24 protein-coding genes are annotated in these 22091 nt (G+C 64.1%); 9 read left to right on the top strand and 15 right to left on the bottom strand.

Going from position 1 to position 22091, the window contains the following annotated elements; genetic code table 11:
- Positions 1-2: 2 nt before the first annotated feature.
- The gene (locus BerOc1_RS10420) at positions 3-218 is read right to left on the bottom strand and encodes a hypothetical protein (RefSeq protein ID WP_071545636.1); all 216 of its coding nucleotides are present in this window, start codon (positions 216-218) and stop codon (positions 3-5) included.
- Between the two features lie 256 nt (positions 219-474).
- Between BerOc1_RS10420 and BerOc1_RS10415 the strand changes: the two genes are divergently transcribed.
- Positions 475-1161 carry a response regulator gene (locus BerOc1_RS10415; RefSeq protein ID WP_071545635.1) on the top strand — a complete coding sequence of 229 codons (687 nt, stop codon included), beginning with the start codon at positions 475-477 and terminating at the stop codon, positions 1159-1161.
- 434 nt (positions 1162-1595) lie between these two features.
- On the opposite strand, the gene BerOc1_RS10410 is transcribed toward BerOc1_RS10415, so the two are convergent.
- The 10 genes from BerOc1_RS10410 to BerOc1_RS10365 form a co-directional block, all read right to left on the bottom strand.
- A complete protein-coding gene (locus tag BerOc1_RS10410; protein ID WP_071545634.1) occupies positions 1596-2228 on the bottom strand; it encodes a redox-sensing transcriptional repressor Rex in 633 nt (210 codons plus the stop codon).
- Positions 2229-2343: 115 nt separating this feature from the next.
- Positions 2344-2652, bottom strand: a complete 309-nt coding sequence (locus tag BerOc1_RS10405) for an ATP synthase F0 subunit C (protein ID WP_071545633.1) — start codon at positions 2650-2652, stop codon at positions 2344-2346.
- A 71-nt stretch (positions 2653-2723) separates the two neighbouring features.
- The gene (gene atpB, locus BerOc1_RS10400; protein ID WP_071545632.1) at positions 2724-3446 is read right to left on the bottom strand and encodes a F0F1 ATP synthase subunit A; all 723 of its coding nucleotides are present in this window, start codon (positions 3444-3446) and stop codon (positions 2724-2726) included.
- Positions 3447-3472: 26 nt separating this feature from the next.
- Positions 3473-3886, bottom strand: a complete 414-nt coding sequence (locus tag BerOc1_RS10395) for an ATP synthase subunit I (protein ID WP_084641372.1) — start codon at positions 3884-3886, stop codon at positions 3473-3475.
- Positions 3858-4199 (bottom strand): AtpZ/AtpI family protein, encoded by a 342-nt coding sequence (locus BerOc1_RS10390; RefSeq protein ID WP_371912957.1) that lies wholly within the window; start codon positions 4197-4199, stop codon positions 3858-3860. The genes BerOc1_RS10395 and BerOc1_RS10390 overlap by 29 nt, the downstream gene beginning before the upstream one ends.
- A gap of 276 nt (positions 4200-4475) precedes the next feature.
- Positions 4476-5720 (bottom strand): DUF3426 domain-containing protein, encoded by a 1245-nt coding sequence (locus BerOc1_RS10385; protein ID WP_071545630.1) that lies wholly within the window; start codon positions 5718-5720, stop codon positions 4476-4478.
- A 33-nt stretch (positions 5721-5753) separates the two neighbouring features.
- On the bottom strand, positions 5754-6284 hold the full coding sequence (hpt, locus tag BerOc1_RS10380) for a hypoxanthine phosphoribosyltransferase (RefSeq protein ID WP_071545629.1): 531 nt from the start codon (positions 6282-6284) through the stop codon (positions 5754-5756).
- A 14-nt stretch (positions 6285-6298) separates the two neighbouring features.
- On the bottom strand, positions 6299-6757 hold the full coding sequence (locus BerOc1_RS10375; protein ID WP_071545628.1) for an N-acetyltransferase: 459 nt from the start codon (positions 6755-6757) through the stop codon (positions 6299-6301).
- A 5-nt stretch (positions 6758-6762) separates the two neighbouring features.
- Positions 6763-7293 (bottom strand): TlpA family protein disulfide reductase, encoded by a 531-nt coding sequence (locus BerOc1_RS10370; RefSeq protein ID WP_071545627.1) that lies wholly within the window; start codon positions 7291-7293, stop codon positions 6763-6765.
- A gap of 373 nt (positions 7294-7666) precedes the next feature.
- Positions 7667-10078 (bottom strand): homocysteine S-methyltransferase family protein, encoded by a 2412-nt coding sequence (locus BerOc1_RS10365; RefSeq protein WP_071545626.1) that lies wholly within the window; start codon positions 10076-10078, stop codon positions 7667-7669.
- Positions 10079-10373: 295 nt separating this feature from the next.
- On the opposite strand from BerOc1_RS10365, the gene BerOc1_RS10360 reads away from it, so the two are divergent.
- Genes BerOc1_RS10360 through glpX form a run of 7 tightly spaced genes read left to right on the top strand, consistent with a single transcriptional unit; the run spans position 10374 to position 17867 of the window.
- On the top strand, positions 10374-11468 hold the full coding sequence (locus BerOc1_RS10360; protein ID WP_071545625.1) for a sigma-70 family RNA polymerase sigma factor: 1095 nt from the start codon (positions 10374-10376) through the stop codon (positions 11466-11468).
- 29 nt (positions 11469-11497) lie between these two features.
- On the top strand, positions 11498-13249 hold the full coding sequence (locus BerOc1_RS10355) for a tetratricopeptide repeat protein (RefSeq protein ID WP_071545624.1): 1752 nt from the start codon (positions 11498-11500) through the stop codon (positions 13247-13249).
- Positions 13246-14121 (top strand): hypothetical protein, encoded by an 876-nt coding sequence (locus BerOc1_RS10350; protein ID WP_071545623.1) that lies wholly within the window; start codon positions 13246-13248, stop codon positions 14119-14121. The genes BerOc1_RS10355 and BerOc1_RS10350 overlap by 4 nt, the downstream gene beginning before the upstream one ends.
- A 23-nt stretch (positions 14122-14144) precedes the next feature.
- Positions 14145-14450, top strand: a complete 306-nt coding sequence (locus tag BerOc1_RS10345; RefSeq protein ID WP_242652951.1) for a hypothetical protein — start codon at positions 14145-14147, stop codon at positions 14448-14450.
- On the top strand, positions 14447-14887 hold the full coding sequence (gene rpiB / locus BerOc1_RS10340) for a ribose 5-phosphate isomerase B (RefSeq protein WP_071545621.1): 441 nt from the start codon (positions 14447-14449) through the stop codon (positions 14885-14887). Before BerOc1_RS10345 ends, rpiB begins: the two co-directional genes overlap by 4 nt.
- 25 nt (positions 14888-14912) lie before the next feature.
- The gene (gene tkt, locus BerOc1_RS10335; RefSeq protein ID WP_071545620.1) at positions 14913-16874 is read left to right on the top strand and encodes a transketolase; all 1962 of its coding nucleotides are present in this window, start codon (positions 14913-14915) and stop codon (positions 16872-16874) included.
- A 9-nt stretch (positions 16875-16883) separates the two neighbouring features.
- Positions 16884-17867: a class II fructose-bisphosphatase gene (gene glpX, locus BerOc1_RS10330; protein ID WP_071545619.1), complete on the top strand. Its 984-nt coding sequence runs from the start codon at positions 16884-16886 to the stop codon at positions 17865-17867.
- A gap of 226 nt (positions 17868-18093) precedes the next feature.
- Here the strand turns inward: glpX and BerOc1_RS10325 are convergent, their stop codons facing one another.
- Positions 18094-18954 (bottom strand): 4Fe-4S ferredoxin, encoded by an 861-nt coding sequence (locus tag BerOc1_RS10325; protein ID WP_242652949.1) that lies wholly within the window; start codon positions 18952-18954, stop codon positions 18094-18096.
- A 102-nt stretch (positions 18955-19056) separates the two neighbouring features.
- Here BerOc1_RS10325 and BerOc1_RS10320 point away from each other — a divergent pair, with 102 nt between their 5' ends.
- Complete coding sequence (locus BerOc1_RS10320) at positions 19057-19413, top strand: PilZ domain-containing protein (protein ID WP_071545618.1); 357 nt, start codon at positions 19057-19059, stop codon at positions 19411-19413.
- Positions 19414-19423: 10 nt separating this feature from the next.
- On the opposite strand, the gene BerOc1_RS10315 is transcribed toward BerOc1_RS10320, so the two are convergent.
- The 3 genes from BerOc1_RS10315 to BerOc1_RS10305 all read right to left on the bottom strand — a co-directional run bounded on the left by BerOc1_RS10315 (position 19424) and on the right by BerOc1_RS10305 (position 22088).
- On the bottom strand, positions 19424-20311 hold the full coding sequence (locus BerOc1_RS10315; protein WP_071545617.1) for a DMT family transporter: 888 nt from the start codon (positions 20309-20311) through the stop codon (positions 19424-19426).
- Positions 20312-20355: 44 nt separating this feature from the next.
- Positions 20356-21183 carry a substrate-binding periplasmic protein gene (locus tag BerOc1_RS10310; protein WP_071545616.1) on the bottom strand — a complete coding sequence of 276 codons (828 nt, stop codon included), beginning with the start codon at positions 21181-21183 and terminating at the stop codon, positions 20356-20358.
- 86 nt (positions 21184-21269) lie between these two features.
- Positions 21270-22088 carry a TatD family hydrolase gene (locus BerOc1_RS10305; RefSeq protein WP_071545615.1) on the bottom strand — a complete coding sequence of 273 codons (819 nt, stop codon included), beginning with the start codon at positions 22086-22088 and terminating at the stop codon, positions 21270-21272.
- Between the last annotated feature and the right edge of the window lie 3 nt (positions 22089-22091).

The following is a 22091-nucleotide window of genomic DNA, read 5'->3' as shown; positions in this document are numbered from 1 at the left end:
GGTCAGCAGTCGTGAAAATCCTTGTTGATGTAGAAGCAGAGGTCGAACAGGTTCTGGACCATTTCGTCGACCATGCCCTCGCGGCTCGCGCCGTCCGTCTCCACGCTCACGGTCTTGTTCACGATCTTGGAGAAGAGCATGCCGATGAGCTGGTCGTCGTACAAGGTCCAGTACTTGCTGCCCGAGGGAAACTTCTTGTCGAATCCGTGGTAATACATGCGGCGCGCTCCGATAAGGCTTGATGGTTCCGGTCGATGCCTACTTATCGGCCGCGCCGGCGATCCGCTTTATGCCCGTCCGCGAGATTGTTGGCACATGAATTCAACCGGTTACCCGGAAGGCCCGTTCCCGGCTGTTCGTCGTTTCCGAAACGATGCCGCGGGGATGCCAAGTTGCGAAATTGTTGCCCATATGTAACACTGATTGTTACAGACATGGGGTATAGCAGTCCCATCACACCGAAAGGAGTCAACAGTGTCAGCCCAGAAAATCCTGGTGGTCGAAGACCACAGAGACACGCGTGAACTGCTGAAATACAACCTCACCGCCGCCGGATTCGACGTGGCCGCCGCCGAGGACGGCCAACTCGGCCTCAACCTGGCCCATGCCTTCAAGCCCGACATCATCCTGCTCGACCTGATGATGCCCGGCACCGATGGCCTGGAGGTCTGCCGCCAACTCAAGGGCGACCCGGCCATGGCCCGCATCCCGGTCATCATGCTCACCGCCAAGGGCGAGGAGGTGGACAAGATCGTGGGCCTGGAACTCGGGGCCGACGACTACGTGGTCAAACCCTTTTCCCCGCGCGAGCTGGTCCTGCGCATCAAGGCGATCCTGCGCCGCTACGGCGCGCCCGAGCCCAACGCCCCCAAGCTGTGGGAGCGCGAGGGGCTGCGCATCGACTTCGAGGCGCACCAGATCACCATCGACGGCGAGGAGACCGCGCTCACGGCCACGGAGTTCAAGCTCCTGACCGTGCTCGTGTCCGGCGCGGGCAAGGTCCAGACCCGCGACAATCTGCTCGACACGGTCTGGGACACCCACTTCGAGGGCTACTCCCGCACCGTGGACACCCATGTGCGCAGGCTGCGCCAGAAGCTCGGCCCCTATGCCTCCTGGATCGAGACCATCCGAGGGGTGGGCTACCGCTTCAAGGCCTAGCCCGGAACCGGATACCAACGGCAACACCCCGGCCAGCTTTATGCTTGCCGGGGCTTTTTGTTGGCGGCGGTTGGCCGGGGCCAGGCTCGAAGCTCGCGGGAAGAGGGACGAGCTCGGGGAATCGTCCGCGCATCCGCGCCCGGGCCTTTGGCTCTCCTCCCAACATTGTGTTTCGACTTTACGGCGACTTCCCTTTTTGCTGGCGCAGAAAAAAGGAAGCAAAAAATGCGCTGTGGTGCAAGCGCGGTGGAAACGGCTCGGACGTTCACGTCCGGCAGCGGCTCTCACGTGCCGCAGGCACGCTCTTACGCAACATGACGAGCCCAACTTCCTCCCGGCACTGAAAAAGCGCCCTGCACCGCACACAGCACAAAGTGCGCGCCAAAGGCGCGCTCTCCAAAAAAGGCGCGGGGCCGAACCCCGCGATCCCGAACCTAGTCGTTGCCGAGGGTTATCTGGAACGCGATGGAGTATAGGTGGTCAAAAAAGTCCACATACTCCACCGGGATGTGCTTGGGCACATTGATCCTCGACGGGGCGAAGTTGATGATGCCCCGGATGTTGGCCTCCACCAGGTGGTTGGCCGCGCGCTGGGCGCGATCCGGCGGCGTGGCGATGATGCCGATCTCGAGGTTGAGTTCGGGGGCCTGCTCCTTGAGGTGCGTGGGGCAGACGATCTCCATGCCCTCGAACTCGAGCCCGATCTTGTCCGGATCGCAGTCGAAGGCAGCGCAGATCTTGAACCCGCGCTTTTCGAAATCGTGATGCCTGAGCAGCGCGCTGCCCATGTTGCCCACGCCGATCAAGGCGCACTTCCACTGCCGGTCGATGCCCAGCGACTGCTTGATGGAGGTGATCAGCTCCTGGACGTAGTACCCCACGCCGCGCACGCCGAATTCACCAAAATAAGCAAGATCCTTTCGGATCTGGGACGAGTTGACCGAGCAGGCCCGGGCCAGGCGTTCCGAGGAGATGACCTCGTTGCCGTCCCGCAGCAGATTTTCGAGGACCTGAATGTAGACGGCAAGCCGTCCGATGGTCGCTTTGGGGATGTGTTCGCTTTTCATATCTTGGTGCTCTTTCCGGTCAAGATGGGCCTAGCCATGTGAAATTCTTAACATGAAAGAGGCTGAAAAAGGGAGGCCGAAGCCTCCCCTTCAAAAGCTTTTCGTGGACCTGAAACTAGACGACGAAGAGCAGGATCAGGTTGACGACCAGGGCGTAAATGGCCAGGGACTCGATGAAGGCCAGGCCCAGGATCAGGGTGGTGGACAGCTGGCCACCGGCTTCGGGGTTGCGGGCGATGCCTTCGCAGGCGCCCTTCACGCCCATGCCCTGGCCGATGCCGCACAGACCGGCGGCGATGCCCATGCCGATGGCGGTGGCGTAAGCCTTGGCGGACATGACCGGGTCGGCGCCTTCGGCGGCGAAAGCGACGGAAGCAACCAGGACCATAGCCAGGGTGGTGAACAGAATCTTAGCGATTTTCATGTAATCCTCCAAAATGGATCGTAATATTGTTTTGGTCCAAGGACCATTTCCCCAAGTTAAGCGGTCTTCCTCTAGTGAGCGTGCTCGATGGCACCCTGCAGGTACAGCATGGTCAGCATGAAGAAGATGAAAGCCTGAATGGTCTTCGCCAGGACGAACAGGAAGTACATCGGCAGGGAGCCGAGGATCGGCGCCAGGAAGAACATCAGGATCAGGACGATTTCCTCGCCGCGGATGTTGCCGAAGAGACGGAGCGTCAGGCTGAGCGGGCGGGCGAGGTGAGAGATGGGTTCGAGGATGAGCATCAGCGGGGCCAGAAAGCCGACCGGGCCCATGAAGTGCTTGATGTACCCGGCACCCCATTTCTTGATGCCCACGAACTGGTAGAAACAGAAAACGATGATGGCCATGGCCGCCGGCGTATTGATGTTCGCGGTGGGCGCGTCGCAGCCGGGCACCAGGCCGATCCAGTTCATCCCGAGGATGAACAGGAAAATCGTGATGAGAAGAGGCATGAACTGGCGGCCTTCCTCGCCCAGGTTGGCGACCACGAAGTCCTCCAGCCCGCCGATGATGGTCTCGAACACGTTCTGCATGCCGCCGGGCACCAGCTGCAACCGGCTGCGGACCATCAGCCCCAGACCGAGAATGATGGCCATGACCAGCCACATGTAGAGGACGTGGTTTATGCTCTCCACGCCCAGGGCCTGTTCAACGTGCGCGCCCCAGTGGCCGATGCCTTTCAGCATGTCCATGTACAAGAGAGGATGCGGCAATCCACCTGCGAAACCCATATCGAAGCCTCCTTAAAGCAGCTCGGCTATTTCTTCCCCAACTGACTCAGGCCCGTTGCCGTAATGTTGACCACCACGGTGCCCAGACCCGTTATCAACCCCCAGTGGGGAACCCGTTCGACTCCGATCAGCCACCAGAGGGCCAGCCCGCTCAGAGTCATTTTTCCCATGAATATGACAAACAGTAGATATGGTCCCCTCTTCTGGTCGTACACCAACGACTGGGTCACGCGGGCGAGTGTCCAGAAGTTGACCAGGGCGATGACCGCCCCCGCCAGATAGGCCAGGGACCACCGGGAAAAAAGTGTTACCAGCATGATCACTAGAGAGGTCCCCAGCGACACATAAATCTGATTGCGGACAACGATGCGTACGTCCGGTTTGGTGAAGCCGCTCCTGACGAGCAGCCGCTCAAGCCTTTGGTTCATCCTGCCCAGCACTCTCTTCTCCGTCCTGTTTCAAAGAACTTGCTTTTCTTGCTTCTTCCCGTCTCTGGAGACGTCGGAAATCCTCGAAAATCATCTTGAACCCGGCGATGATCCCCAGGAAAAAGAAGATCATCAGCAACCAGGGTCCGGTCCCGAAATAGTCATCCAGGAAATACCCGATGGTCAGGCCGACGACGGTGGCCGAGACGATGTGCAGTCCCATCGTTCCGGCGGTGCCACCCAACTGGGTGATCTGCACCACTCGATCGTCTTTTGAAAAGAGCATGTTCGCACCTCGCGAAGATTGTTTTTCACGCTCGCCCACGGCTGTCAAAAACCCTGTATCGGCATTTCGTGCAATCCTTCACAAGTGGAGGAGGAGTAGCACACGCCGTCAATTCCCGTCAACGTATTTTTAAGAAATGGCGGGTCTTTTTCGCGCTTTCAATATCGGCCATAATGCCCGTTGTTCCGCCATGTTATATACCACACGCAGGGAAAATGTGAAAAATATCCCGTTTTTTGTTCCGTGGAGGTAAAAAAGCGGGTGGATGACGCCATCCACCCGCTGGTTTTTCCATTTTCCGGCCCTCGGCCTCCCCTACTGCGGGTCGCCCACGTCCACCACCTTGACCATGAACTCCTTGACCCCTTCGGGCGGCGTGAAGAACACGGCCATGAACGGCGTGGACGCGCCGGGCCGGATGAAGGTGTTGTTGGACAATATGCCCACGTCCGAGGCCAGGCCGTCCGAGATCTCCTTTTCGGTCTGCACCTGGAGCTGGAACTGGGAGAGCACGTTGCCGCACAGGAAGGACTGGGAGGTCAGAACGTTGTTGGCCGCGTCATAGAGGATGACCTCAACCTTGATCCGCTCCTTGGGCTTGGAGAACTTGTTGACCGCCTTGCCCTCGACCACGAACAGGTTGCCCACCTTCTCGTTGGCCACGTAGTACTGCTTGACGTTCTTGAGCTCGATCTTGCGCACGCGCTCGGCCGGGGACTCGCCCGGAGCCGCCTCCTCGTCGCCGCCGGTCTTCTCCATGAACATCTGACCCACGAAGGGCACGTTCTTGAGCATGTCGGCCAGGTCCACGCCCGCGTAGGACCAGACCCGGAAATAGATGGCCGCGCCGATGCCCACCGCCAGGACGAGCAGGACGATCAGGCAGCCCAGGGACTTGCGTCCGCCGGGCTCCGGCTCCTCGTCGAGCTCCAGGCTGCCGCCCAGGCCGCTCACGGGCTCGTCCGCGTCCGGCTCCTCGTCCTCGTCAGCCTCGAACAGGGCACGGGAGTCGTCGGTCTCGGCCTCGTCGTCGTCCTCGAAAAGATCACCGTCGTCCTCGTCGCCTCCGTCGGCGAACAGGTCGTCGGAGTCCTCGCCCTCGTCGGGCTCGTCCGCGAACAGATCGCCGGACTCGCCGTCATCGCCGGGCTCGCCTCCCAAGTCGGCGAACAGGTCGTCCTCGTCCCCGCCGAGAGCGTCTTCGCCGGGCTCCTCCGCCTCGGGCTCCTCGTCCGCGCCGTCGAAGAGATCGTCCGCGCCGGACATCTCCTCCACGACCTCGTCGGCCGGGTCGGCCGCCGGAGGAGCGGCCTTTTCGGCCAGGCCCGCGGCCTCGGCCGCACCGGCGGCCACGTCGTCGAAGGTCTCGTCGAACCGCTCGCCCGCGTCGCTGCCGTCGTCCTCGAGCAGGGCCTCGAATTCGTCTTCGGGCGCCGCCGGGGGCACCTCGACCTTGAAGACGTGCGCGCACTTGGAGCACTTGACCTTGGCCCCGGTGGCCGGAACCTTCTCATCGGGCAGGTTGTAGCTGGTCTCGCAATTCGGGCAGGTGACGATCATAGCAAGATCTCCAGAAAATCCGGTTAGTTGGCTCTAAGACTCGTTGGACAGTTCGAAGATTCCGCCCAATTCCCTGTACCGCTCGTCATAGTCCAGGCCATAGCCGACGATGAACCCGTCGCTCAGCTTGAAACCGGCGAAATCGACGGTCACGGCTTTTTCCCGTCGCTCATGCTTATCAATAAGCGCACAAATTTTCAAACTCTTTGGATTTCTCCGCCTGAGCACGTGGAGCAGGAAATCCATGGAGTGGCCGGTGTCCACGATATCCTCGATGACCAGGACGTCCTTGCCCTCGATGGAGATCTCGAGGTCCTTGGAAAAGACGATGTCCTCGGACCGGGACGTGGCCGAGCCGTAGCTGGCCAGACGGACGAAGTCGATCTCGATCTCGCGGTCGATCCTGCGGATGATGTCCGCGAAGAAGAGGAACGCGCCCTTGAGCACGCAGATGCAGACCAGGGGCTTGTCGCCCGAGTAGGACGCGGTGATCTCCCGGCCGAGTTCCACGTTGCGCCCGGCGATCTGCTCTGCGGTGATGAACGGGGTGAGTTTGTGTGCCATTGCGCTGTCCGGGATTACAGGTTGATGATCATGGCCACTTCGTTGCAGTGGTCCGGGAACCTCGGGCAGTTGAGGCAGTCCAGGAATATCTTCTGGTTCAGGGTGTCCATCTCCTCCTGCGCGAAGCCGACCTTCTCGAAGAAGCCGGGCACCTCGGTCAGGGTGTAGACCTTGTAGATGCCCAGCGTGACCGCCTCGGACAGGCAGGCCTCGACCAGCTTGCGGCCGAGGTTTTTGCCCCGATGGGTCGAGGTGACCACCAGGGAGCGGATCTCGGCCAGGTTGTCCCAGATGATGTTCAGGGCGCAACAGCCGATGATGGTCCCCTCGTCGTCCGTGACCACCAGGAAGTCGCGCAGATGCGAATACAGCTGGCTGAACGACCGGGGAAGGACCAGGCCGTCATGCTGGTCGGTGAGCATGAGCAGCCCGTGAATGGCCTTGACGTCTTCTATGCGTGCCTTGCGGATCATGTTCGCTACTGGTTCAGTTTGTCGGCCATGGCGCCGAGCATGGAGCCGGGGAAGACCCCGGCCTGGGAGAAGATCTTTTTGCCGGTCTTGTCGAAGATGACCAGGGTGGGGATGGCCTCCACCTGGAACTCGCGGGCCAGGTCCTGGTTGCCCCAGTAGACGGGCACGTCCATGGGGTGCTTGTCCAGGTAGCGCTCCAGCGCGCCCTCGCTCTCGTCCACGGACAGGGCCACGAGGTTGATCTGGCCGCCCTTGTCCTTTTGCAGCGTCTCCAGCTCGGGAATCTGCTGCTTGCAGGAGGGGCACCAGGTGGCCCAGAAGAAGAGCATGGTGGGCCTGCCCGCGTTGGCCTTGAGATATTGGTCGAGCTCGGCCACGCCCATGAAGGGATGGGAGCCGTCGGTGGAGGCGACCGCCGCGTGGGAGGGGGCCATGGCCGCCCCGCCGGTCTTGGCGTCGTCGCCGGATTCGCCCGAACAGGCGGTCAGGGCCAGAAGCCCCAGGGCCAGGGCGATGATGAGCCATAATTTTTTCATGAAGCACCTCGGGAGTGGGTTTCGGACACTCTACCAGAGTTGATTGCCAAATTGAAGCGAGAGGCCCTCTCTCAAAACATTTGACCGCCCCCTTGGTCAAGAAACTTTCTTGAAGAGCGGCTCTCGAAAGCCTATGCCGAGACCGGTTGGGCGGCGGAGAGAGCCGCTGTCGGGTGCGGCGCACCCGAATCGCTCCAGGTGGGGAGGTTGGCGGGGCCTCGCCTCACGGCTGGGCAAAAGGCCGTTTCGTGCGCTCTGCCCCGCGAAGCGGCCACAAAAAGTTTGGGAAGGAAAGGGGGATGGGGGTCCGGGGGAAGGGGAAAGGAAGCCTTTCAAAGGGTTTCCTTTCCCCTTCCCCGGCCGCCGGAGGCGTTTACTGCGTCAATCGCTGCGCCAGCTTGACGGCGGCCACGGCGTCGGTGGACCAGCCGTGGGCGCCGATGGCGTTGCAGAACTTTTCGGTGACCACGGCCCCGCCGATGATGACTTTTGCGCGAAGATTGCGCTCGGCCACGAGTCTGACGGTGTCCTCCATGCGCACCATGGTGGTGGTCATGAGCGCGGACAGGCCGATGATGGCCGCGTCGTGTTCGGCGGCCGCGTCCACGATCCTTTCGGCGGGCACGTCCTTGCCCAGGTCCACGACCTCGAAACCGTAGTTCTTGAGCATCAGGCAGACGATGTTCTTGCCGATGTCGTGGATGTCGCCCTCCACCGTGGCCATGACGACCACGGGCCTGGAGCCCGTCCCGCCGTCCTCCTCGAGCAGCGGCTTGAGGCGCTGGAAGGCGGTCTGCATGGTCTCGGCGGACTGAAGCAGCTGCGGCAGGAAGTATTCCTTGGTCTCGTACTTGTCGCCGACCACGAGGATACCGGGGATGAGCAGGTCGTTGACGATGTCCATGGCGGACACGCCCGCATCCAGCTCGGCCTCGACCAGCCTGACCACGTTGTCCTTGTCGCCCTTGACCACGGCGGCCTGGACCGGCGGCATGGAGGCGGTCCCGGACGGGGCGGCCTGACCGGTCGCGGCCTGGGCCCCGCCCCCGCCGACCCAGCCGGAGAACTTGTCGATGTAGCGCGCGGCCTGGGGATCGCGGTCGAGCAGGACCTCGGCGGCGTGCAGGGATTCCTGGATGCGCGCGGAGTTGGGATTGGCGATGAACGAGCACAACCCCGCGCCCATGGACAGGGCCAGGAAGGTGGAGTTGAGCAGCTCGCGGGCCGGCAATCCAAAGGAGATATTGGACAGGCCGATGGTCGTGGGCAAGCCCCACTCGTCGCGGCAGTGGCGCATGACCTCCATGGAGTGGCGGGCCGCCTCGGGCTTGGACGAGACGGTCAGGGCCAGGGCGTCGACCATGATCAGGCGGCGCGGGATGCCCAGCGCGTCGGCCTGGGCCAGGAGGCCCTCGATGACCTTGATGCGCTCGGCCGCGGTCACGGGCAGCTTGTTGCCCACGATGGGCAGGAGTATGAACGGCGCGCCGAAGAGTTTGCACAGGGGGCCGAGCCTCTCCATCTTGCCCGGCTCGCCGGAGATGGAGTTGACCAGCGGTGAACCGGGATAGGCCCACAGCCCGGCCTCCACGGCCGCCGGATCGTTGGAGTCGATGGACAGGGGCGTGGTCACCCGGCCCAGCAGGGAGGTGATCAGTTCGGGCAGCAGCTCGACCTCGTCGACCAGGGGCGCGCCCACGTTGACGTCGAGCACCGGCGCGCCCAGCTCCACCTGCTCGGCGGCGAAGCGGTGCGCTTCGGAAAAGACAGACTCCTGGAGTTCGGCGGTGAGCTGCTTCTTGCCCGTGGGGTTGATGCGCTCGCCGATGATCACGCCGGGATGGTCGAAGCCGACCGGCACGGACACCGCGCGCGAGGTCAGGACCAGCTGGGCGTTGTCGGTCTTGCGCGGACGCCTCCAGGCGGCGTCGCCCACCCGGTTGCGCAGGGCGCGAATGTGGTCGGGCGTGGTCCCGCAGCAGCCGCCGATGAACTTGGCCCCCAGGTCAGCGAACCGGGCGGCCTGCTCGGCGAACGGCTCGGGCTGCAGACGGAAGGCGGTGTTGCCGTCCGCGTCCAGCTCGGGCAAGCCCGCGTTGGCCTCGGCGAACGTCGGGGTCTGAAGGCGCGGGGCCCAGGCGCGCAGGGTGTTGCGCATCTGTTCGGGCCCGGCCGAGCAGTTGGTGCCGATGAGTTCCACGCCCATGTTCTGCATGGTGTCCACAAAGGTCAGCGGCGAGGTGCCGGTCAGGGAGGCCTCGCCCTCGAAGGTCATGGAAATGGCCACGGGCAGGTCGCAGACCAGGCGCGCGGCGACGACCACGGCCTTGGCCTCGGCCAGGTCGAAATGGGTCTCGCCCAGGATCAGGTCCGCGCCCCCGGCCACGCACCCTTCGATCTGCTCCTTGAAGATGTCCACCAGTTCGCGGAAGGTCATCTCGCCCAGGGGCTTGACGAAGTGCCCGGTGGGTCCGATGGACGCGGCCACGAAGGCGGTGTCCCCGGCCACCTCGCGGGCTATGGCGGTCATGGCCCGGTTCAGTTCGTACGGGTCGGCGTTCAGGCCGAGCTTGGGCCGGGACCCGCCGAAGGTGTTGGTGGTCAGGATATTCGCCCCGGCCTCGAGATAGTCCCGGTGCACGGCGCGGATGACGTCGGGCTCCTTGAGTCCCCAGAGCTCGGGCGAGAGCCCGGCGGGCAGTCCCCTGCTCTGCAGCAGGGTGCCGTAGCCGCCGTCGAAATAATAGATTCTGTCGTCGTCGAGTATTGACCTGAAATCGGGCACTGGTATCCTCCGTCTGATCGGGCATGCGGCCTGGACAGCCCCCGCCGGGGGCGGGGCTTGCGCGCGGGCCGATGTATTCTTATATCAAGATATCTCGATATAGCGGCGGCCCGCCCGGAAATCAAGCTTTTTTCTCGGCCCGTCCGGGCGGATGCGGGCCATGTGCACGCAGGGTTTTGCACAAGTTGCCCTCGCCTGAAAATCATTGATAAGGTCGGACAAAATCTATAGTGTGGCTTTCTTGCTCTTATATTTGTATTGAACCGGGCGCCCTTGCGCCGCATCCAACGTAGCAATGACATCTGAAAAAACGACAGCGGTGGTCGAACCGGAGATCGTCGAGGACGATCTCGAGGAGACCGACTTCACCGAAGACGACTTCGACGAAGAGGATCTCGACGAAGACGGCTTTGACGAGGACGATCTTGACGACGACGCCACCGATATATCCCCCAACGCCCCGGCCAAGGCCGAAGGGCTGGAGAACAGGCTCCCGGCGCTGAACCTCGCCCCTTCCTCCAAGGCGGTCCGGATCCGCGACCCGCTGCAGCTGTATCTCAAGGAGATCGCCCGGTTCCCCATGCTGGAGCCGGAAGAGGAATACGCCCTGGCCAAGCGGGTCCAGGAGGACAACGACCAGGACGCGGCCTTCAAGCTGGTGTCCTCGCACCTGCGCCTGGTGGTCAAGATCGCCATGGACTTCCAGCGCCGCTGGATGCAGAACGGCCTGGATCTCATCCAGGAGGGCAACGTCGGCCTGCTCAAGGCCGTGACCAAGTTCGACCCGGAAAAGGGGATCAAGTTCTCCTACTACGCGGCCTTCTGGATCAAGGCGTACATCCTGAAGTACATCATGGACAACTGGCGCATGGTCAAGATAGGGACCACCCAGACCCAGCGCAAGCTGTTCTACAACCTGAACAAGGAGCGCCAGCGCCTCCAGACCCTGGGGTTCGACCCCTCGACCGAGGCGCTGAGCGAGCGGCTCGGCGTGTCCGAGGCCGAGATCGACGAGATGGACCAGCGCCTGTCCAAGAACGACATGTCGCTGAACACCCCGCTGGGCGAGGATTCCGACGCCACCAGGATGGACTTCCTGCCGTCGCTCTCCCCGGGCGTGGAAGAATCCATCGCCAACGACCAGATCGTCGGCCTGCTCCTGGACAACATCAGGGAGATACGCTCCTCCCTGAACGACAAGGAAGTGGCCATCCTCGACCGCAGGCTGCTCTCCGACGACCCCGTGACCCTGCGGGAGATCGGCGAGGAGTACGGCGTCACCAGGGAGCGCGTCCGCCAGATCGAGGCCCGGCTGATGGCCAAGATCCGCGAGCACCTGACGGACAAGGTCAAGGATTTCTCCAGAGACTGGGTGCTGGAACACGACTAATCGGCGGCGACGCCAATCGGGACGAACGGATGAAACGATTCTCAAGGCCTGACTCACATACCGCACTGGCTGCCTTCGCGCTCCTCGCGCTCCTGGCCGTCGCCGGCTGCGCCGCCGGAACCGGCGCCAAGTCCCAGCCCGCGCCGGTCATATCCGAGTCGGCCCGGCTCGACTACGACTACCTGACCTACCAGGACCTCCTGCACCAGTTGCAGAAGCACATCCAGGAGGGCGAGCGGTCCACCCTGACCTCCAAGGAAGTCAACGAGATCCACGCCCGGGCCGTGGCCGCCCTGGACCGCGTCCTGGCCCAGGCCCCCACGCCCGAGCTGTACGTGGAAAAGGCGGGCATGTTCTGGAACCACCCCGAGGGCACCAGCCGGTCCCGCGAGGCCCTCAAGGAGGGGCTCGAGAAATTTCCGGACAACCGCCTGCTGACCGTGTACCTGGCCAACTCCTACGTGGCCGACAACCGCACGGACGACGCCATCGCCATCATGGACGGGTTCCTGCGCCGCCACCCCAAGGACATGGAGGCCCGCGAGCGGCTGGGCCAGATGCTCATGGACGCGGGCCAGGACGCCAAGGCCCTGGACGTGCTCAAGCAGATCCCGGAAAAGCAGCGCTCGGCCGACGCCCTGTACGCCATGGGCCGGGTCCAGGGAAACCTGGGCATGCGCAAGTCGGCCATCGCCAACCTCAAGAAGGCCGTGGCCAAGGACCCGGAGTTCACCGAGGCCATGGTCGAGCTGGCCTACCAGTATGAGCTGGCCAAGGACTACGTGTCCGCCGAGCAGATATACGGCTCCATCCTGGAACAGAGCGACTCCTTCCCCGAGGCGCGGCTGCGGCTGATCAACCTGAATCTCAAGCTGAACGACCCGGCCAAGGCCCTGGAGCTGGCGCTTAGCGGCCCGCCGACCAAGTCCTTCATCCTGGACGCGGTGCTCATGTTCATCAACGACGGGTTCTTCGCCCAGGGGTCCACGGTCCTGGACATGCTGACCACCGGCGGCACCGTGCCCGCGGAGTACTATTTCTACAAGGCGGTCATCGCCGACGAGGGCGAGAACGACCCGGCCAAGGCCCTGACCTATCTCGACGAGGTCAAGGACACGGACCGACTCTATCCCCACGCCCTGCGCTTCAAGGCCCAGCTGCTGGCCGTCCAGGGCAAGGAGGGAGAGGCCCTGGCCCTGGCAGCCCAGGGCAAGAAGCTCTACCCCAACGCCTCCATCTTCTACATCCTCGAAGCCGGGCTGAAGAAGAACCAGGACGACCTCGAAGGGGCCGAGGCCGCCCTCAAGGAGGGGCTGACGCGCCTCAAGAACGACCCCGAGCTGACCTACGAACTGGCCATGATCTACGAGGTCACCAACCGCCGCGCCCTGGGCCTGGCCCTGATGGAGGGCGTGATCCGGGCCCACCCCGACCACGCCAACGCGCTCAACTACGTGGGCTACACCCTGGCCGAGGAGGGCCGCGAACTGGACCGCGCCCTGGTCCTGGTGACCAAGGCCTCCAAGCTCGACCCGGAAAACGGCTTCATTCTCGACTCCGTGGCCTGGGTCCACTTCAAGCGGCAGGACCTGGAAAAGGCGTGGGAGTACATCGGCTACGCCGTGGACGTGGTCGACAAGGACCCGACCATCTGGGAGCACTACGGCGACATCGCCGCGGCCATGGGCAAGACCAAGGCGGCGCGCAAGGGCTATAACTACGCGCTCAAGTACCACTCGCCCGAGGCCAAGGCCGTCAGGGAGAAGCTGAAGAAATTATGAGCCGCCTCGGATCGACGCTCGTTCCGGCGGCGACAGCGGCCGTCCTGATACTGGCGGCCCTCTCGGGCTGCGCCACCAGGATACCGCCCGGCCTTGAACTGGACACCCCCAAGGCGGCCTGGTCCGCCTTCCGGCAGCACTACTGCGTCCGGCCCGGGGGCGAGGGGGTCCGGGTGAGGGCCAGCCTGTACTATTCCAGGATCAAACCGACCAAGCGGACCAACCGGACCCTGATCTCCCTGTGGGGCGACTTCGACGGCCCCATGCGTCTGGACGTGTCCGCCTCCATCGGCACCCTGCTGGCCCACATCCGGGAGGACGACTCCGGACTGCTTGTATTCTACCCCGAGGACCAAAAGGCTTACGCGCACAAGAATTCCGTGCTCGGAGCCACCCGGCTGGGCATGCCCTTTCCCTTTTCCCTGAGCGAGCTGGCCCACGCCCTGTCCGGCGACTTCTCCGGGCTTGCTCCCCGGCGCTACGCCAAGACGGAAGCCGAGGGCGGGAACTACGCCTTCACCTTTGCAGGCGGGCTCACCCGGCGCATCGTCCTGGACCGCTGGGGCCGCCCGGTGCGGTTGGAGGGGCTGACCTCGCGCTCGCGGGACGCCCGGCAATGGGCCTTCACCGTGGACCGCTTCGAGGACGCGCCCGAGGGGCGGGTTCCCCTGCCCGACAAGCTGACCCTGTCCCTGGACAACGGGGAGCGCGGCGTCTTGCACATAAAGTCCCGGGAGCTTATGCTGGCGGCCTGGCCCGCCCGGTCCCTGGCCCTGGAACTGCCCGAAGACGTCGTCCCCATCCGGCTGGACAACGGGTACACGGACGAAACAACCGGGGATATCCCCGTCATACACGAGGACAAGCAATGAGCGAACAGCCGCGGGAAACGGTGATGGACATCTTTATCCTCGGCCTGAAGACCTGGCTGGCCGAGATGAAATGGCTGGTCCGCTCCCTGTCCGGGAGGTTCGAGGTCGGCAGGCTTGAAAAAGAACTGGAACGGGAATATGGCATCCTCGGGCGTATCGCGGAGGCGCCCCGGGGCAAGAAGGCGGAGAAGGAACTCTGCCTCAAGCAGATCGCCTTTCTGAAGGAGGAGATCGACGCCCTGAAGGATGAACTGGCCAACGACCGCGAAGAGCGTATGAAGCACATCCGCCGCGAGGGCGGCGGCGCATCCCAAGGGGGGGAACAGTGAGCAAGACCATCGTCATCGGCTCCGATCACGGGGGCTATCATCTCAAGCAGGTTTTCATCAAGGCCCTGACCGACTGGGGCTACACCGTGGAGGACGAGGGGCCGGACTGCCTGGACTCCTGCGACTATCCCCTGTACGCGGCCAAGGTCTGCAACAAGCTCAAGGCGGACGACGGCAAGCTCGGCGTGCTCATCTGCGGCACGGGCCAGGGCATGACCATGACCGCCAACCGCATGGGCGTCCGGGCAGCGCTGTGCACCAACGAATTTCACGCCCGCATGGCCCGCGCGCACAACGACGCCAAATGCCTGTGCATGGGCGAGCGCGTCACCGGGCAGGGGCTGGCCTTGAGCGTCCTCAAGGTCTTCCTGGAATCGACTTTCGAGGGCGACCGGCACCAGCGGCGCATCGACCTCATCGAAACCGTCTCCCAATAACCTCACTAACCAAGGGTATCGACCAATGACACAGACGGACAAGACCATCGCCGTGGTCAAGGGACTGATCATGGACGGCGTGGCCAAGGCCAACTCCGGCCATCCGGGCGGGGCCATGTCCTCCGCCGACTATGCCACCATCCTCTTTTCCGAATTCCTGAACTTCAATCCCGACGACCCCCAGTGGTTCAACCGCGACCGCTTCATCCTCTCTGCCGGGCACGAATCCATGCTGCTCTACAGCCTGCTGCATCTGAACGGCTTCATCTCCATTGAGGACATCAAGAATTTCCGCCAGTTCGGCTCCCTGACCCCGGGCCATCCCGAGGTCCACCTGACCCCCGGCGTGGAGGCCACCACCGGCCCGCTGGGCCAGGGGTTGGCCATGTCCGTGGGCTTTGCCACGGCCGAGGCGTACCTGCGCGAAAAGCTCGGCGCGGACGTCATGGACCACTACACCTACGTGCTCTCGTCCGACGGCGACCTGCAGGAGCCCATCGCCATGGGCGCGGCCGCCCTGGCCGGGCTGTGGAATCTGGGCAAGCTGATCGTCTTCTACGACTCCAACAAGATCCAGCTGGCCGGGCCGACCTGCAAGGCGGACTGCACCGACCACCGCAAGGTCTTCGAAGGGCTGTGCTGGCAGGTCCTGGAAGTGGACGGCCACAACCACGACGAGATCCGCAAGGCCATCAGGGGCGCCCAGATGGAGACCGGCAAGCCGACCCTGATCATCGGCCACACCACCATGGCCAAGGGATGCGCCTCCATGGAGGGCAGCCACAAGACCCACGGCGAGCCGCTCAAGGCCGACGAGATCAAAGCCACCAAGAAGAAGCTCGGCCTGCCCGAGGAAGACTTCTACGTGCCCGGGGACGTCGTCGCCGAGTACCGGGCCCGGTTCGACGGGCTGCGCAAGAACGCGGCCGACTGGCGGGCCATGGTCGACGGCAAGCTGTCCGACAAGGACTTCGCTAAGATGTGGGGCCACGTGACCAAACCCCGGCCCGAGCTGTCCATCGAGTGGCCCGAGTTCACCCCCGGCGAGTCCATGGCCACCCGCAAGGCCTGGGGCACCTGCCTGGACGCGGTCATGGAATCCCTGCCCACCCTGGTGGGCGGCTCCGCCGACCTGGACCCGTCCAACCAGACCGCCAATTTCCGCAACACGTACGGCGACTTCGCCGTGGACGGCTACGGCGCGCGCAACCTGGCCTTCGGGGTGCGCGAGTTCAACATGGCCGCGATCATGAACGGCATCCAGCTGCACGGCGGCCTGCTCCCGTTCGGGGCCACCTTCCTGACCTTTTCGGACTACTGCCGCAACGCCATCCGCATGTCCGCCCTGCAGGAGCTGCCGGTCCTGTACGTCTTCACCCACGATTCCTTCTGGGTGGGCGAGGACGGCCCCACGCACCAGCCCATCGAGCACGTCAGCTCCCTGCGGCTCATCCCGGGTCTCATCGACCTGCGCCCGGCCGACGCCAACGAGACCAAGGTCTGCCTGGACATCGCGCTGAAGCAGGAAAAGATGCCCTCCACCCTGTTCCTGACCCGCCAGGGGCTGCCCATTCTGGACCCGGCCGAGTTCCCGGCCATCCTGGACGGTCCGCGCAGGGGCGGCTACGTGCTCAAGGACTGCGACGGCACCCCGGACTTGATCCTGGTGGCCTCCGGTTCCGAGGTTTCGCTGTGTCTGGAAACGGCCAAGCTGTTCAAACGCAAGGTTCGTGTGGTATCCATGCCTTCGGCCAAACTGTTTGACGATCAGCCCGAATCGTATAAAAATGACGTATTGCCGCCCGAAGTGACCGCACGGGCCGCGGCCGAGGCCGGCCGGACCCCCCTGTGGCACAAATATGTCGGCCTGAACGGCGTTGTTCTCGGCGTCGACCATTTCGGCGCCAGCGCCCCGGGCAAGACCCTGTCCGACAAGTACGGGTTCACCCCGGAGAACTTCGCCCGGATGATCCGGGAGAAATACTAGGAGACGCACATGGAAGCACCACAGAAAAACCTCGCACTGGACCTGGTCCGTGTCACTGAAGCCGCCGCCCTGGCCTGCGCCCGCTGGCTCGGCAAAGGCGACAAGATCGCAGCCGACCAGGCGGCGGTCGACGCCATGAGGCTGTGCTTCAACACCCTGGAGATCGAAGGCCAGATCAAGATCGGCGAAGGCGAGAAGGATGAGGCTCCCATGCTCTACGCCGGGGAGAAGCTCGGCCTGGGCACCGGTCCCAAGGTGGACATCGCCGTGGACCCGCTGGAGGGCACCAACCTGCTGGCCAACGGCCGTCCCAACGCCATCTCCGTGGTCGGCGTGGCCCCGGCGGGCGCCATGTTCGATCCGGGCCCGAGCTACTACATGCAGAAGCTGGTCGTCCCGGCCCACGCCAAGGACGTGGTCGACATCGAGGCCCCGACCGGCCACAACCTGAAGCTCATCGCCCGCGCCCTGGACAAGGACGTGGACGACCTGGTGGTCTTCGTCCTGGACAAGCCGCGCCACAAGAAGCTCATTTCCGAAATCCGCGAGGCGGGCGCGCGCATCCAGCTGCACACGGACGGCGACATCACCGGTTCGCTGATGGCCATCGACCCGCGCTGCGAGGTGGACGTCATGATGGGCACCGGCGGCACCCCCGAGGGCGTGCTCTCGGCCATCGCCATCCGCATCATGGGCGGCGAGATGTTCGCCAAACTCGACCCGCAGAAGCAGAAGGAAAAGAACAACCTGGCCGAGTTCGGCATGGACATCCGCCGGGTCCTGACCGTGGGCGACCTGGTCAAGTCCGACGACCTGTTCTTCGCGGCCACCGGCATCTCCGGCGGCACCTTCCTCAAGGGCGTGACCTACCACGGCCACGGCGCCGAGACCTCGTCCCTGGTCATGCGCGGCAAGACCGGAACCATCCGCTACGTGGAGGCCATTCACAACTGGGACACCCTGATGCGCTTCTCGGCCGTCGAATACGACTAGGCCGACCTCTCAGAAAGATCACAAAAGGCCGGTTCCCAATACGGGAATCGGCCTTTTTTAATGAAAAACTCCGCGCCGAAGGCGCATAAGAGGGATGCAACGGTGCGAACCCTATCGCTGCTGTCGCTATCTCTAAAACTCGAGGACTCGCCTAAGAGCTAGTGCTGCCCGCCGGAGGCGAAATCACCCGACAACCGCCGCGCAGCGGCCTTCAAGCCTTGGTTCTCTACCCGCCCCGCTTGACCGTCGGGTTCCTGCTCTCGCACGGCACCCTGACCTGGCACAGCCCGCAACTGTTGACGCGGAAGCCGAGCTGATTCGCCTCCACGTGGGGCGCGGTGACGGAGCGGATGTAGGTCTTGCACTTGACCTTGTCGTGCCCGTTTTCGGTGATGGCCCCGGCCGGGCAGCGCTTCATGCAGGCCCGGCATTTGCCGCCCGCGTGAAAGAGACACCACTCGTTGTGGCGGGTGTACGGCCTGGGGGTGGGCGTGAGATGCGCCCGGACCACGACCGAGCCCACGCGGATGGCCTTGCCCCGGGGGGTGATCAGCCCGTCGGACAGGCCGAAGGTGCCCAGGCCGCAGACGTGGGCGGTGTGCCGTTCCGACCAGGTGGAGGCGAACCCGTAGCGGGGCGACTCGGCCCGGGTCCACTTGGGGAGCAGCGCTGGCGCGCAGGCGTCCACGCCCTGCTCGGCAAAGAGGCCGACCACGAACCGGCGCAGGGCCTCGTTGACCTTTTCGCCGTAGTGCCGGGCGCGGCTCCACTCGACGCTGGGCATCTCCTTGTTTTGCCCATGGGCCTTGCGAGTGTGCTCGGTCTGGGGCAGGACCCAGGAAACCACGCTCAGGTCGGCCCCGGAGGGGGCGTTCTCGGGAAACGCCTGGGCAAAGGCCCGGGCCGGGGTCCAATAGAAATCCGGCCCGATATCCTGCCTGAGGAAGTCGAACAGGGGGTCGTCGCCCGCGGCGCAGCCCAGCAGCGGGGCGTCGAAGGCGGGCAGCATCAGGTCCGGCCCCAGGGAATTGTTCCCGGGATCGGCCATCCAATCGGCCATGCGTGCGGAAAGGGTGTGGATATTCATGGTTCCAGCGTAAAGCGGCCGCACGGCGCGGTCAATCCCCGCACGGAAACATTGAGTCCTCTCCGATTATTGTGATATGGTTCTCAATAAGGGGACCATGCCATGGACAGGAACAAGCGAAACAGCACCCGCATCGAAGCCGATTTCGAGGCTTACATCACCATCGGCGAGGTGGTCACGCCCGTGTCCACCCGCAACCTGAGCCTCAAGGGCGCGCTGCTCTACGGCTGCGAGGACTGCGTGGCCGGGACCCCGTGCGAATTGCACCTGCCCCTGTCGCCGGGCATCCGCATCGTGGTCACGGGCGAGATCGTGCGCATCAAGGGCAGCTTCGCGGCCATGTCCTTCAAGGAAATGGACGAGCTGTCCTTCACCTTCCTGCACCGGCTGGTGACGCTGAACGCGGACCACCCCGAAGAGGTGGACGAGGAACTCTTGCGGATATTCGAGAAGTTCTGAGCCCGTCCGGTCAGGCGGCCTGGCGCTCGCGCAGCCGTTCCCGCACCCCGCTGCGCCCGAGCAGAAGGACGCCGACGACGATCAGCGCGCCGCCGCCGATGGTCCACAAGTCCGGAATCTCTCCCAGAAACATCATGCCCCACATGGCCCCGAAGACGATCTCCAGGGTGGACACCCCGCTGATGCGCGCCGCGGCCTCGATGGCGTAGCCCTTGGTCATGAAGAACTGGCCGAGGTTCATGAACAGCCCCACCGCGGCAAGCACTCCCCATTCGGTCATGGTCGGCGCCACCCAGCCGTCGGCGAAGAGCGGCGAGAGCAGGGATATGGCGATGGGCGGATAGAGCATGACCACGGCGGGCCGCTCGGTCTTGGCCAGGACCCGCACGGCCAGGATGGCCCAGGAGGTCAGGAACACGCTGCACAGCGCGGCCAGGATGCCCCAGGTGTCCAGGTCCGGGCTGCCGGTCCCGAACAGGAAGTCCGGGCGGCAGACCAGGGCCACACCGACCACGGAGGTCAGGATGGCGGCCATCCCGCCCCTGGACAGCGTCTCGCCCATGAGCAGCCAGGCCAGCAGGGCCACGGTGATGGGATGGGAGAAGATGAGCACCAGCGCGTCGGCCAGGGGCAGGTGCACGATGGCGTAGAAGTCGGCGAACATGGCCCCGAAGCCGAGCAGCCCGCGCGCGGCCAGCAGGAACTTGCGCTTGCCGAACATGCCCGCCCCGGACTTGCGCAGCATGATCAGGCAGAGGAACACGCCTATGAGCCCGCGCACGAAAAGGATCTCCATGGTGGGCAACCGGCTTCCGGCCAGTTTGACGAAGAGCGACCCGAAGGAGAAGAAGAAGGTGCCGAGCAGCATGAAGCGCATGCCGGGGGTCAGGAAATTCATGGCCGGAGACTATGCCTTTCCCTTTCCGAGTCAAGCGGAAAGAGCTACCGCGCGGGCTCGACCAGGGGGCAGGAACCGGCGAGATTGTTGAAATGCACCTGCATCAGGTGCAGTTCGATGGCCTTGAGCCGCCCTTCGGCGGCCATGTCGCGCAACACGGCGTCGATCTTGGGCACCAGGTCCGCGTGGCGCTTGTTCAGGTAGTGATACATGGGGTTGGAAGCCATGGGTTCGCAGAGCATGCGCACCCTGCCCATGCCGACTTTGCCCAGGGTGGGCAGGATGTCGAAGAACTCGGCCAGCCCGACGTCGACCCTGCCGTTCTTGAGCAACTGCATCATCTTCTCGTAGGACGAGACCACATGGCAGTTCTCGCCCTTGACCCGGCTCTCCAGGAACTTGTACCCGTTGCGGATGCACGTTCGCAGGCTCAGGAACTGGTCCCACCCCTTGGCCGGGTCGATCTCGGTGTCCGTGGTCAGGATGGCGATGCGGTTGACATACAGGGGCGTGGGCACCCGGATGAGGTTCGGATTGTTTTTCTCCACCACGCTCACCCGGCCCGCCTCGCCGTCCACCAGCCCGTCGTTGGCCATGAACAAGGCGCGCTCGGCCGGGTAGCCCTGCAACTCGACCTCGTAGCCGAGCCGGGCGTAGGCCTCGCTCAGGATGTGGTCGAACAGGTCGTGCATGCCGCCCGCCGGGAAGGTGGAGAAGACCAGCCGGTGCTCCGCGCCATGAAGTTCGGCCCAGGCCCGGTGCGGCAAAAGCAAGAGCGCCAGGCCCGACAGGATCAGGCCGGCCAGCAGGACCACCGGCAGGCGGCGGATCGCGAGGTGCGATCGGACGGCGGGAACAACGGTTTTCAACATCGCTCGCAACCGTAGCCTCAAACCGTCTCCAGCGAAAGGGGTTTGGATTATTTTTTACGCCCTGCGGCCAAGTCGGAGGGAAACGCCTACAGGCCGAAGAAGCGCCGGGCGTTGTCCCCGGCCATGCGCCAGACGTCCTCCAGAGGGCGGCCCTTGATCTGGGCCACACGCCGGGCGGTGAACACGGACAGGGCCGGATGGTTGCGCTTGCCCCGCCACGGCTCGGGCGCGAGATAGGGGCAATCGGTCTCGATGAGCAGCCGATCGAAGGGGATGCGCGCCACGGCGGCCTGCACCTCGTCGGAATTCTTGCGGAAGGTCACCGGACCGGGGATGGAGATGTGCCAGCCGTTGGCCACCAGCCGTTCGGCCAGGCCGATGCCCGCGCCGAAGCAGTGCCAGAGCAGCGGATAGTCCCTGCACCCCTCGGCCTCGAGGATGGCCACCGCGTCGTCGTTGGCGTCGCGCGAGTGGATGACGATGGGCAGGGAGAGTTCGCGTGCCAGACGGATCTGGCGGACGAAGGCGTCCTTCTGCACGTCGTGGGGCACGCGCTCCCAGTAATAGTCCAGGCCGATCTCGCCCACGCCCTTGAGGCGCGGGTCCTCCTGGAAGAGGGCGCGCATGCGTTCAAGCGCCGCGTCGGTCAGATCGTCCGCGTTGTTGGGATGCACGCCCATGATGAAGCTGATCTCCGGGTGGCCGTCGAACAGGCCGCGCCCGCGCTCATAGGCGTCCGGCCCCAGGAAGACGTTGACGATGCGGTCCACGCCCGATTCCCGGGCGCGTCCGATGATCGCCTCGCGGTCCTCGTCGAAGTCCTCGAGGTCCAGGTGCGCGTGGGAGTCCACCCCCACCGGGGGCAGGTTCAGGGATTCTGGTTCGGCGCGTTTGGTCTTTCCCATCAG

Source organism: Pseudodesulfovibrio hydrargyri, from assembly GCF_001874525.1.
In the GTDB taxonomy this organism is placed as follows: Bacteria; Desulfobacterota; Desulfovibrionia; order Desulfovibrionales; family Desulfovibrionaceae; genus Pseudodesulfovibrio; species Pseudodesulfovibrio hydrargyri.
The sequence above is the reverse complement of the archived record's forward strand: the minus strand, read 5'-3'. Positions and strand labels throughout refer to the sequence as shown.